14 protein-coding genes are annotated in these 11,735 nt (G+C 63.6%); 9 read left to right on the top strand and 5 right to left on the bottom strand.

All coding sequences use genetic code 11. From position 1 onward, the window contains the following. The first annotated feature begins 32 nt into the window (after positions 1–32). From MesoLj_RS28720 to MesoLj_RS28690, 7 genes are all read left to right on the top strand, one after another. On the top strand, positions 33–1,325 hold the full coding sequence (locus MesoLj_RS28720) for an MFS transporter (RefSeq protein ID WP_202323384.1): 1,293 nt from the start codon (positions 33–35) through the stop codon (positions 1,323–1,325). 145 nt (positions 1,326–1,470) lie between these two features. Next, positions 1,471–2,655: a cell wall hydrolase gene (locus tag MesoLj_RS28715; RefSeq protein ID WP_140769019.1), complete on the top strand. Its 1,185-nt coding sequence runs from the start codon at positions 1,471–1,473 to the stop codon at positions 2,653–2,655. A gap of 256 nt (positions 2,656–2,911) precedes the next feature. Beyond that, positions 2,912–3,319 (top strand): AtpZ/AtpI family protein, encoded by a 408-nt coding sequence (locus MesoLj_RS28710; RefSeq protein WP_140769018.1) that lies wholly within the window; start codon positions 2,912–2,914, stop codon positions 3,317–3,319. An 84-nt stretch (positions 3,320–3,403) separates the two neighbouring features. Next, positions 3,404–4,162, top strand: a complete 759-nt coding sequence (locus MesoLj_RS28705) for a F0F1 ATP synthase subunit A (protein ID WP_019856924.1) — start codon at positions 3,404–3,406, stop codon at positions 4,160–4,162. An 84-nt stretch (positions 4,163–4,246) separates the two neighbouring features. Then, positions 4,247–4,471, top strand: coding sequence for a F0F1 ATP synthase subunit C (locus tag MesoLj_RS28700; protein ID WP_013896722.1), 225 nt, complete (start codon positions 4,247–4,249; stop codon positions 4,469–4,471). 64 nt (positions 4,472–4,535) lie between these two features. After that, complete coding sequence (locus tag MesoLj_RS28695) at positions 4,536–5,138, top strand: F0F1 ATP synthase subunit B (protein WP_056564126.1); 603 nt, start codon at positions 4,536–4,538, stop codon at positions 5,136–5,138. 10 nt (positions 5,139–5,148) lie between these two features. Beyond that, positions 5,149–5,640, top strand: a complete 492-nt coding sequence (locus MesoLj_RS28690; RefSeq protein ID WP_140769016.1) for a F0F1 ATP synthase subunit B — start codon at positions 5,149–5,151, stop codon at positions 5,638–5,640. Between the two features lie 282 nt (positions 5,641–5,922). On the opposite strand, the gene MesoLj_RS28685 is transcribed toward MesoLj_RS28690, so the two are convergent. Together MesoLj_RS28685 and MesoLj_RS28680 are read right to left on the bottom strand one after the other, a co-directional pair. Continuing rightward, positions 5,923–6,618, bottom strand: a complete 696-nt coding sequence (locus MesoLj_RS28685) for a ribonuclease HII (protein WP_202323383.1) — start codon at positions 6,616–6,618, stop codon at positions 5,923–5,925. Between the two features lie 153 nt (positions 6,619–6,771). Then, entirely contained in the window at positions 6,772–7,926 is a 1,155-nt protein-coding gene (locus MesoLj_RS28680) for a PA0069 family radical SAM protein (RefSeq protein WP_140769737.1), read from the bottom strand. A gap of 150 nt (positions 7,927–8,076) precedes the next feature. Here MesoLj_RS28680 and MesoLj_RS28675 point away from each other — a divergent pair, with 150 nt between their 5' ends. Continuing rightward, positions 8,077–8,604 (top strand): glycosyltransferase, encoded by a 528-nt coding sequence (locus MesoLj_RS28675; RefSeq protein WP_202323382.1) that lies wholly within the window; start codon positions 8,077–8,079, stop codon positions 8,602–8,604. A gap of 144 nt (positions 8,605–8,748) precedes the next feature. Further along, positions 8,749–9,723 (top strand): hypothetical protein, encoded by a 975-nt coding sequence (locus tag MesoLj_RS28670; RefSeq protein WP_202323381.1) that lies wholly within the window; start codon positions 8,749–8,751, stop codon positions 9,721–9,723. Positions 9,724–9,729: 6 nt separating this feature from the next. Here MesoLj_RS28670 and MesoLj_RS28665 read toward each other — a convergent pair whose 3' ends face one another. From MesoLj_RS28665 to MesoLj_RS28655, 3 genes are all read right to left on the bottom strand, one after another. After that, complete coding sequence (locus MesoLj_RS28665) at positions 9,730–10,149, bottom strand: GFA family protein (RefSeq protein ID WP_202323380.1); 420 nt, start codon at positions 10,147–10,149, stop codon at positions 9,730–9,732. A gap of 142 nt (positions 10,150–10,291) precedes the next feature. After that, positions 10,292–10,846 carry a molybdenum cofactor biosynthesis protein B gene (moaB, locus tag MesoLj_RS28660; protein ID WP_202323379.1) on the bottom strand — a complete coding sequence of 185 codons (555 nt, stop codon included), beginning with the start codon at positions 10,844–10,846 and terminating at the stop codon, positions 10,292–10,294. 1 nt (position 10,847) lies between these two features. Next, positions 10,848–11,735, bottom strand: a complete 888-nt coding sequence (locus MesoLj_RS28655; protein WP_202323378.1) for a 4-(cytidine 5'-diphospho)-2-C-methyl-D-erythritol kinase — start codon at positions 11,733–11,735, stop codon at positions 10,848–10,850.

The following is an 11,735-nucleotide window of genomic DNA, read 5'->3' as shown; positions in this document are numbered from 1 at the left end:
CCAGGCGACTGGACCCTCATGGGAACGAAATCATGTCCGCCATCGCCGACTGCGCCGACCAAGAGCCAACACAAATCCTGCAAGACAGGGCTGCCGGCTCCGCCGAAAGGGTGTTCAGCCCCGGCCATCGTTGGAAGGTCCTGGGCATCGGTGTCGCCGCGAACGCCAGTTTTTCGGCCACCTTCTCCGGCATACCGGCAACGGCCGTCGTGCTTCGGCAGGGCTACCAATTGAGCAATGCCGAACTTGGCCTGGCGCTTGGCCTCCTCGGACTGGGCGTTGCGCTCAGCGAATTGCCCTGGGGCTTGCTCACCGATCGCTGGGGCGATCGCCGTGTGCTTCTGATGGGGCTTGGCGCGACGGCGGCCTGGCTGCTTGCCATGGCCATGCTCGTTGTACCGACGAGGTCAGGCATTCCCGATGTCACGCTCCTGTCGGCAAGCCTGCTCGTCACCGGGTTATTGGGCGGCAGCGTCAACGGCTCGAGCGGCCGCGCCATCATGGGCTGGTTCCGGGAAAACGAACGTGGCTTTGCCATGAGCATCCGTCAGACGGCGGTGCCGCTTGGCGGTGGCCTGGGCGCGCTTGTCCTGCCGTCGCTCGCCCTGGTTCTCGGTTTTTCCGCGGTGTTCGGACTCCTAGCCGGCACCTCCGCTCTCTCCGCCCTGTTCGCCTGGCGTTGGCTGCACGAGCCGCCGACCGTGGATCACGGCGTTTCGCCGGCCGCGGCCGGATCGGCGCCGCTGCGCAACATCGAGGTCTGGCGCATCGCGACCGCCATCGGCTTGCTCTGCTTCCCGCAGGTGGCGGTGCTCACTTTCGCGTCTGTGTTTCTGCACGACTTCGCAAGGCTGGGAACCGCCGCGATCAGTGCGAGCCTCGCAGCCGTGCAGATCGGCGCCATGGTCATGCGCGTCTGGAGCGGCCGCTTCACCGACCGCCACGGCAATCGTCGCCAGTTTCTTCGCAGATGCAGTGCGCTCAGCGCGCTTGCCTTCGCGGTGCTCTGGGTGTTGGTCCTGGCCAGCCCCGCCATGCCGGGCGGCCAGCCCTTCCTGATCCCTGTTCTTCCCTTGGTGCTGATTGCCGCAGGCATCTCGGTCTCCGCCTGGCATGGTGTTGCCTATACCGAGCTTGCCACGCTTGCCGGCACCGGCCATGTCGGAACCGCGCTCAGCCTAGCCAACACCTTTGTTTTCGTTGGCTTCTTCCTGGTGCCGGTGGCCATTCCCGGGTTGCTGCACCTCTGGTCATGGTCCGGCGTCTGGCTGTCGGCCGCCATCTGCGCGCTGATCGCATGGCCGATCTTCCTGCGTCAGGCCTGAACGCTCCTGCCGCAAAACCGCCCGACTTCGAAACCACGACCTTGAGCCGACCGGGAAAACCCGATCGATCCCGTTAACGTCCCATCAAGGTTAATGCATCATTTTGCTCTCCAGTGGGGTCAGTAGCGTTCCTGGAGAGAGTTCCGTGCATCGACGCGTCTTGAAGCGGCTTGCTGCCGCCGCCGGTGAGAAGAAGCGCAATTTTGTGTCTCCGCTCATCATCGGCCTCGGCATCTGGATCGGTTTCCCGACCGTCGCCGCCTACCAGGACATGACCAGCCTGGTTTCCGGCCTCGAATCGCCGACCGCGCGCTGGAATTCCTATGTCGAGAGATCCGTCGCCGGTTCCGTGCATGCGGCCGAGATGCCGTTCGTCGATTCCGATGTCACCGGCTCGATCTCCGGATCGGGCATTCACCTGGCGGGTGTCGGCTCTGTCTCGTTTCGCGGCAAGGGCGGCAAGGTCAGCGGCTCGCCCGACGAGGATCGCGTCATGCGCGCCGACAAGAAGGGCCGCATCGTCCAGGTGTCTCCCGTTGCACCGCCGAAGAATTTCAACGCCGGTTCGATCTTCCAGCGGACCTCCTCCCTGATGCGGCCGAGCATGGACAGCGACCTGAAAATGGCCTTTGCCAAGCCCCAGATCAAAGGCAAGGAAATCCAGATCGCCGCGGAATTCCATGCGCGTGAAGACAAGAAGCCGGATCCCGGCGTGCCGGCCATGCTTGCGGCCCTGGTCAACAACGATCATCCGGACGTGCTGGCAACGGCCTATGCGCAATCCGAGCCGGACTATGCCAAGGCCTCGCCCTTCGAAGCCCTGCTTCAGGATGAGCAGCCCAACAGTGGCCGCTTCATTCCGCCGATGGCCAAGGGTGACCATTGGTGGATACAGAATCCGCTGCCTGAGAGTGTCTTCTCCAAGAAGGAGCAGGCATGCCTGGCCAACGGCATCTACTTCGAGGCGAGGAGCGAGTCCGTGCGCGGCCAGGCTGCCGTTGCCCAGGTCATCCTCAACCGCGTCCGCAATCCGGCCTATCCCAATTCGATCTGCGGCGTCGTTTACCAGAACGATAGCTGGTTCAACCGCTGCCAGTTCTCCTTCGCTTGCGACGGCAGGAAGAAGCGCATCGACAGCCCCGTCGCCTACAAGACCGCGCAGGACATCGCCATGGCGGTCACCGCCGGCAAGATATTCATCCCGGAGGTCGGCTCGTCGACGCACTACTATGCCCAATATGTCCATCCGGGCTGGGCGCGCACGATGCAGAAGATGACCAAGATCGGCTTGCATATCTTCTACCGCACCTATGGCGGCGGGTGGAGCTGAGGGGCTGTCGGCCGCTGGTCTTTTCCGCCGGCTACGGGCTTGATTGGGGAGCCATTGCCCGGGGGATTCGCACGACGCATCCCCATCGTCGCGGCGGGCACGATGTCGCACCTCACTAATTATTTGATTTCATTGCCAAAAATACATGGCAATGATCTTCCGCCCGTGGCTTGACGGGCGCAAACCCTCTAACTATGTTGCCGGCGACTTTAGAAGCGGACGGACGGTGACGGTCTGACCGGGCAGGGGGGTTGCGATGGCCGAGAAAAACAGGCCAGACGGAACCGGAGAAACCGGCCGCGGCAATCAGCATGAAACCGGCATCCGCGACGACGATCTTGAGCGACGTCGGCGTGAACTTGAAGCATCGCTTGCGACAAGGCTACCGAACCGGCTCGAGGGGAAAGACGACGCGAAAGCGGGCAGTGCGGCCGGATATGGCCAGGCGGTCAAACTCTCCAGTGAATTTATCGCTGGCGTGGTGGTGGGCGCGGGCATCGGCTGGATCATCGACCGTATGGCGGGGACCTCGCCATGGGGACTGATCGTTTTCCTGCTGCTTGGTTTCGGCGCCGGCGTGCTCAATGTCATGCGTTCCGCGGGCGTTGTGGCAGAATTCGGACAGGGCAATAAATCGCGCTCTGACCGGGACGACAGCAAATGACCGCCCTTCAGGCGGTATTTGGAAATAGCCGCCCTCGTGCGGCAATGGTAATTTGGCCGTTCGCGGCATTGACGGGGTTAGAACGTGGCAGCTGACAAGGTCGATCCGATCCACCAGTTCCATATCATCAAGCTGGTTCCGATTAACATCGGCGGCTATGACCTGTCCTTCACAAATTCGGCACTGTTCATGGTCGCGACCGTGGTGGTGGCTGCCGCGTTCCTGTTCCTCACGACGTCGAGCCGCAGCCTGGTTCCCGGCCGGCTGCAGTCGATCTCCGAGATGGCCTACGAATTCGTCGGCAACATGTTGCGCGACGCCGCAGGCACGCAGGGCATGAAGTTCTTCCCGTTCGTGTTCTCGCTGTTCATGTTCGTGCTGGTCGCCAATCTGCTCGGCCTGTTCCCCTATTTCTTCACCGTCACCAGCCACATCATCGTCACCTTCGGCCTTGCTGCATTGGTGATCGGAACCGTGGTGGTCTACGGCTTCATGAAGCATGGTCTCGGCTTCCTGAAACTATTCGTGCCGCACGGCGTGCCGGTATTCCTGCTGCCGCTGGTGGTGCTGATCGAAGTCATCTCCTTTGTGTCGCGCCCGGTCAGCCTCTCGGTTCGTCTGTTCGCCAACATGCTTGCCGGCCACATCACGCTGAAAGTGTTCTCAGGCTTCGTCGTCAGCCTCTCCGCGCTTGGCGCGGTCGGCGTGGCGGGCTCTGTCCTGCCGCTGGCGATGGCCGTGGCGCTGACGGCGCTTGAATTGCTGGTTGCCTTCCTGCAGGCCTACGTCTTCGCGGTGCTGACCTGCATGTACCTCAACGACGCCCTGCATCCCGGGCACTGAGCCAAAGAGTTTCCGGCCCAAGAGTTTCGAACATTGGGCGCGGATGGAATACCAACGGAATTTCAGATCCAAAGGAGTTAACAAATGGACGCAGAAGCAGCAAAGTACATCGGCGCCGGCATCGCTTGCCTGGGCATGGGTGGCGCGGGCATTGGCCTGGGCAACATCTTCGGCAGCTACCTCTCGGGCGCGCTGCGCAACCCGTCGGCTGCTGATGGCCAGTTCGGCCGCCTGATCTTCGGCTTCGCCGTGACCGAAGCTCTGGGCATCTTCTCGCTTCTCATCGCGCTTCTGGCCCTGTTCGGCTGAAGCAACTGGGAAGATTGGACAGGCCGGCCGCGAAAGCGGCGGGCCTGATATCAGGGGATAGTCCATGTTCGTGACATCTGCCTTCGCGCAAGAGTCAGCGCCTGCCGCCGATACCAGCCATGCCGCGACCGGAGGCGACACGCATTCCGGCACCAGCGTGCCTGCCGAGGCACATGGCGCATTTCCGCCGTTCGATCCTGCGACCTTCCCGTCGCAGCTTCTGTGGCTGGCGATCACTTTTGGGCTGTTCTACCTCTTCCTGAAGCGGGTCGTGGTACCGCGCGTCGGCGGCATCATCGATGTTCGCAACGACCGCATCAGCCAGGATCTCGATCAGGCGAGCAAGTTGAAGGGCGAGGCCGACGCCGCCGTTGCCGCTTACGAGCAGGAACTGGCGGAGGCCAAGAAGAACGCCAACTCGATCGGCCAGCAGGCCAACGATGCGGCCAAGGCGGAAGCCGAGACCACGCGCAAGAAGATCGAGGCCGCGCTCGACGAGAAGCTTGGCGAGGCCGAAGCACGCATTTCTTCCATCAAGGCCAATGCCATGAAGGAAGTCGGCAGCATCGCCGAGGATACAGCTTCGGCAATCGTCGAGGCACTGGTTGGCGGCGGCAAGGCCAGCAAGACCGAGATCGCGGCCGCGGTCAAATCCGTGGCTCGGTGAGGAGCGCATCATGGACGCCACATCTCTCGCAACGCTTTGGGCAACGATAGCCCTGATCATCTTCCTGGGCGTCGCCATCTACATCAAGGTGCCTGGTCTGATCGCCAAGGCGCTCGATGCCCGTGCCGCCAGGATCAGCAGTGAGCTCGACGAGGCGCGCAAGCTGCGCGACGAGGCCCAGCAGCTGCTCGGCCAGTACCAGAAGAAGCGCAAGGAGGCCGAGCAGGAGGCTGCCGACATCGTCGCTGCCGCCAAGCGCGAGGCCGAAATGCTCGCCGCGGACGCACACAAGAAGACCGAGGACTACGTTGTCAGGCGCACCGCTCTTGCCGAACAGAAGATCGGTCAGGCTGAACGCGATGCGGTCGCCGAGGTGCGCGCCAGCGCCGTCGACATCGCCGTCGAAGCCGCCCGCGCACTGCTGGCCGCAAAGGTCGATGTCAAGGCCGGCGCCGACCTGTTCAAGGCTTCGCTCGCGGATGTGAAGGCCAAGCTGAACTGAGCGGTTCTTGAACCGCCGACATAGAGCCGCCCGGGCAACCTGGCGGCTTTTTTGTTGGGCGATGCGCCGAAGCGGCCAATCTCCCCCCTCGTGGGGGAGATGCCCTGCAGGGCAGAGGGGGCGCCAAAGAATGCCGGCCTTGGTGCCTCTGGCCAACTCAGAATTTGCCTTAGTCTGGGCATGTTCAGAAAGTCGCGAGGGATCGATCGATATGTCGGCGGGAGGGGGGAGATCGGCCTACACAGCTGCCCTCGGCAATCTCCAAGAAATAACGCCGTCAGCTCAATCCAGCCCGGCCAGGCTCTCTTCTTCAAGCACTTCAGCCCCGCCCAGCCTGAACGGCGCAAACGACACGCGGTGCAGCCGCGCGACGGGGCCGTGCGCCTCGATCGCCGTGCGGTGGCGGGCCGTGGCGTAGCCCATATGGACTTCAAAGCCGTAGCGGTCGTGATGGCTGCCGCAGCCGCACATCATGCGATCGCGCATCACCTTGGCGACGATCGAGGCGGCGGCGATCGACTGCGAGCGCTGATCGCCCTTGATCAACGCTCGGCCGTCGCACGGCAGTCCGGGCGGCACATCGCGGCCGTCGGCAAGCGCGAGTTTCGGGCGGACCGACAGCCCGACCAGCGCGCGCCGCATCGCCTCCAGGCTTGCCTTGAGGATGTTGCTGCTATCGATGCCTTCGGCACTGATCGAGGCCATCGAAACCGCCTGTGCGGAGCCAAGAATGCGCAGGAACAGCGCCTCGCGCTGCAAATGACTGAGACGTTTGGAATCGTCGAGGCCTTCGGGGATGTTGGCGGGGTCGAGCACCACCGCGGCCGCGACCACCGGCCCGGCCAGCGGGCCGCGGCCGGCCTCATCCATCCCCGCGACAGGCCACAGCCCGTCAGCCATCGCCTTCGTCTCGAAGGAGAAATCGGGTTTCTCGACGATTTCGAAGAGAAGCGGAGAATCGGAACGCGCGCGAGCCATGTTGCGGCGAGGTTCGCATCGGCTCCGATTCTCCGCAAGTCCCTCCGGGTCGGGTGGGGCGCCGGACCGGGAGGGCACCGTCTGCAGGCCGGGGCAGGCCGGACGGGATTCTTTGCCGCGACCGCAATGAAGCGGCGGCGGCGAAGGGGGCGTTCAGAGCAGCATCAACTGCTCCTGGTCCTTTCCGGCCGCGACGAACTGGTCGGTGCGCAGCGTGCGCCGCTCAGCGTTGAGGCCGAGCCGTTTGGCGGTGATCTCGAAGCGGCGGCCGATCTGCCAGGCGTAGGGTCCGGCGCCCTTCATGCGCTTGCCCCATTCCGAATCGTAGTCCTTGCCGTCGCGCATCGAACGGATCAGCGACATCACGTGGCGGTAACGGTCGGGATAGTGGCGCAGCAGCCAGTCCTTGAAGATCGGGCTGACCTCCAAAGGCAGGCGCAGAACGACGTAGCCCGCCTCGCGCGCACCCGCCGCGCGCGCCGAATCGAGGATCCGTTCCATCTCCTGGTCGGTGAGGCCGGGGATGATCGGCGCCACCATGACCGAAGCCGGAATGCCGGCATCCGAAAGCTGCCGGATCGCCTCCAGCCGCTTGGTCGGCGTCGACGCACGGGGTTCCATGGTGCGCGCCAGCATGCGGTCCATTGTCGTCACCGACAGCGCCACCTTGGCGAGCCCGCGCTCGGCCATGCGCGACAAGATGTCGATATCGCGCGTCACCAATGCGGACTTGGTGACGATGCCGACCGGATGGCCACGCGCTTCCAGCACTTCGAGGATCTCGCGCATGATCCGGTATTGCTTTTCGATCGGCTGGTAAGGGTCGGTGTTGGTGCCGATGGCGATGGTGCGCGGCTGGTAGCCGTCCTTCGACAGTTCCTTGTCGAGCAACCGTGCCGCATCCGGCTTGGCGAACAGCTTGGATTCGAAATCGAGGCCCGGCGACAGGCCCATGAAGGCGTGTGTCGGCCGTGCGAAGCAATAAACGCAGCCATGTTCGCAGCCGCGATAGGGATTGATCGACCGGTCGAAGGAGATGTCAGGCGATTCGTTGCGGGTGATGATGGTGCGCGGCTTTTCAACCTGCACTTCGGTCTTGAAGGGCGGCAGCTCCTCCAGCGAATCCCAGCCATCATCGAAGACATGGCGGCTGACCGGCTCGAACCGGCCGGACGGATTGATGCCCGCCGATCGGCCGCGATTGCGGTCCGGACGGATACGCATGCCACTCTGCTCGATCATCGCATTGGCCATCTCGGCTCGTCCAGCTCCGAAGGCTGCAATGTCGGCGCGCACGATCGGTTCCATCTTGGCCCGCTCCCAGGGACTGTCCATCTTGTTTCGAATCGCTCGGTTCATGAAATTATTCCTATTTTCTCGATGAGAACAAATCAAGAACTTTCTATGCTGCGCTGCAAAAACTGGCGCTGTGCGCTGCTTTCCGCTATTCGGCTAAACATGCTCAGTGTTCTCATTGAAACGCGCAATGACGAGGAGGCTCTCGCCCGCACGCTCAGCTCGCTGATTGGCGGCGCTGTCGAGGGCGTGGTGCGCGAGGTCGTCGTCTGCGACACCGGCTCCACGGACCAGACGCATCATGTCGCCGAGCATGCCGGCTGCCAGTACGTGGCAAGCGGCGGCATTGCCTTGGGGATCCGGCAGGCCAAGGGTGACTGGCTGCTGCTGCTGGAGCCGGGCGCGCGGCTGGTGGAGGGGTGGATCGATGCGGTTGTCGCCCACACGGCGCGGCAAACCATGGCGGCGCGATTCTCACGCGCGCGGGGCAGCCGCACACCGTTCCTGGCTCGGGTCTTTTCGGGAAACCGTGCGCTCGCCGATGGGCTGGTGATCAGCAAGCGGCAAGCCGCGTCCTTGTCGAAGAGCGCCGGTAGCGCCGAGGCGCTGGCGCGTGGCCTGGCGACAAAGAGGCTCGACGCCGAGATCTGGGTGGCGCCGCCGAAGCAGCAGCACCGATCGCCAAAGTGATTTTTTGCATGTGCTCTGTCCATTGTGCATTGCACAAAACGTGACGCGGGGTTAACCTCTCCCGGAGGTGGTGAAGTGGGTTTGGGTCATACGAGCGGTGAGCACCGATGCGGCATCGGGTTCACGCTCACGGACGAGGACCCGATGAACCTTTCAACCCCAGACAAATCCGGCGCCGCCAGTCTCGAGGCCATTGCGCGCAATGGCGGCCTGTTGCGGCGCATCGCCGTGCGCATTCCGACCTATCTCACGGATCTGCGCGAAAACCCTGCCTGGCTGCCGATGTTCATGCTGGCGCGCACAATGCCCGGGCGCCGAATGCATTGGCTGGGTGCAAAACGCGCCCGTCCTGCCGACAATCTTGGGGATACGATGTTTTCCGGTGTCGAGCGGGCGGCGGTGGTCGATGCGCTGCGCTCTGACGGCCTGTTTTCAGGCCTGGTCCTGCCATGGGAAATTCATGAGGAGATCGCGCGTTTCGCGGACCGCACGCCTTGCTTCGGCAATTTCGACCGCCGTCTCGAATTCATGCCGGGCGAGCATGCGCAAGCCGAGAAACGCCTGGCTCGCTCGCTGCTCAGCGGACACTATTTCGAGCGCATCCTCGACTGCCCGGCGGCACTCGCCATACAGCGCGACCCGCTGCTGCTCGACATAGCCGCGCACTATCTCGGCGGCCAGGCGAAACTGATCACCACACGCGTCTGGTGGAGCTTTCCAACCGGCGAGGCCTCCGACGCCGACAAGAACCTTGCCTCGCTCGGCAAGTATCATTTCGACCTCGATGACTGGCGCATGCTGAAATTCTTCTTCTACCTCAGGCCTGTCGACGCCGACACCGGTCCGCATGTCTATGTCAGGGGCAGCCATAGGCGCCGCGCCATAAAGCATCAGTTGACCCTGTTGGTCGGCCATCCCGCCCAGGAGGTGCTGGACGTCTATGGCGAGCAAAGCCCGGTGACGCTGACAGGCGAAGCTGGCCTCGGCTTCGTCGAGGACCCGTTCGGCTTCCACATGGGCACCGTGCCGGCGCGCACGCCGAGGCTGATGATGGAGGTGGGCTTCGGTGTTTCGCGCCCGTCACGCCGGCGCTTCCATGGAGAGCCGGTCATCCGCTGAGCGGGATCAGTCGAAGCTGATCTCGACCGGCATCCAGCGGAGGCGACGCCTGGCTTCGCGTTGCTCTCTGCTTTCCCCGTCGAAATCGACGGGGAAAGGCTCGCGGCTGAACGCCTTTGGGTCGTTCAGGGCATTGATGATGACGATTGCTCTAGCATCGTCTCCGGTGATCGCGGCGACATAGACGCCGCAATCGGCGCAGATCAGATAGTCGGCCGTCCTCAACCCGAAACGGTATCTGCGCAACCGCTCGATATTCCTGACAGAAACGCTCAGCCTGCCGTCGGGGTCGGAGACGGCGCGCGAGCCATGCTTGATACAGAACGAGCATTGGCAGGCGCGGACTTCGATTTGCGATGGATCGAGTTCGGTTGAAAATCGCAGGCGTATGTTGCCGCAATGGCATCCGCCGGTATACTCGTTCATCGCATCGTCCTTGCCGGGATCGGCTGTTGCCGTTCCACGAGAAGGTACTTTCTCCGGCATCGGGTTTGGAATGGCGTTTCGAAGGCGCCGGCGCCGTTCTGCCTGGCAAACGCGGCGTGAAACCGGGGCTTGCCCTCGGCTTTTACGGAGCCGACTTGCCGCGCCGCAGATGTTCGTCCAGGCGCGGCATGATCTCGACGAAGTTGCACGGCATGTGGCGGTAGTCGAGCTGCGCCTTCAGGATGCCGTCCCATGCGTCCTTGCAGGCGCCGGGCGAGCCCGGCAGCACGAAGACGAAAGTGGCGTTGACGACGCCGCCGGTCGCCCGGCTCTGGATCGTCGATGTGCCGATCTTGTCGTAGGAGATGCGGTGGAACACTTCGGAAAAGCCGTCCATGCGCTTTTCGAAGATCGGCTCCAGCGCCTCCGGCGTCACGTCGCGCCCGGTGAAGCCGGTGCCGCCGGTGGTGATGACGACATCGATATTCTTGTCCCGCGACCACGCCAGGACCGTGTCGCGGATCTTGTCGCGGTCATCGGTGACGATATCGCGGGCGGCCAGGATATGGCCGGCCTCGGTGATGCGATCGGCCAATGTCTGGCCGGATTTGTCGTCGGCAAGGCTGCGCGTGTCGGATACGGTCAGCACCGCGATGCGAACCGGAATGAACGAACGGCTCTCGTTAGTCCCAGCCATATCACTCAGCCTCCGATGCGATGCTGCGCGTCGCTGCGACGAACCAGTCGGGCTGGCGGCCGCGTATTTCGGCTGCCGCCCGCTTGGCGACATTGCCGGTCTCGAACAGGCCGAAGCATGTCGCGCCCGATCCGGACATGCGTGAAAACCCCGATCCGGCCTTATCAAGCCACGACAGCGCCCGTCCTATGGCGGGCTGCAGCGCCACGGCTACCGGTTCGAGATCGTTGCGGGTGACCTCCAGCCAGTTGCGCAGGCTGTGAAAATCGATGCTGCGCGGCAGTGGCGCCAGTGGTCCATTGTCGCGGCGGGAGAGCGCTGCGAAGATTTCCGCCGTCGAGACCGGCGTGCCCGGATTGACCAGCACCAGTCCAAGCGCCGAAAAATCCGGCACCATCGACAGCTCGTCACCAATGCCGCGCGCCACCAGCGGCTTTGCCGCCAGGCACATCGGGACGTCGGCGCCAAGCGAGAGGCCGATCCGTGCCAGCCCGGCATCGTCGATGGCCAGGTCCCATGTCTGTACCAGCCCGCGCAATACGGCCGCCGCGTCACTCGATCCGCCGCCGACGCCGGAGGCGACCGGCAGGTTCTTTTCGAGTTTTATGGCGACGGGCGGAGTTCGCTCGGAGCCAGCCTCCCTTCGCAAGGCGTCGCGCGCCCTCAGCACGAGATTGCTGGCGTCGAGGGGAACCGCAGGCGCATAGCGGCCGGACACGGTGAAATCGTCGCTGCCGGCGAGCGCGATTTCGACCCGGTCGCCAAAACGCGTGAACACCGCCAGGCTTTCAATCAGGTGATAGCCGTCAGGTCGCCTGCCGGTGACATGTAGCGCCAGATTGATCTTGGCATGCGCGGGCCAGGTGCGCGAACCGATCTCGGTGTCCAC

Source organism: Mesorhizobium sp. 113-3-9 (assembly GCF_016756515.1).
Taxonomy (GTDB): domain Bacteria; phylum Pseudomonadota; class Alphaproteobacteria; order Rhizobiales; family Rhizobiaceae; genus Mesorhizobium.
This window is presented reverse-complemented; position numbering and strand designations above follow the sequence as displayed.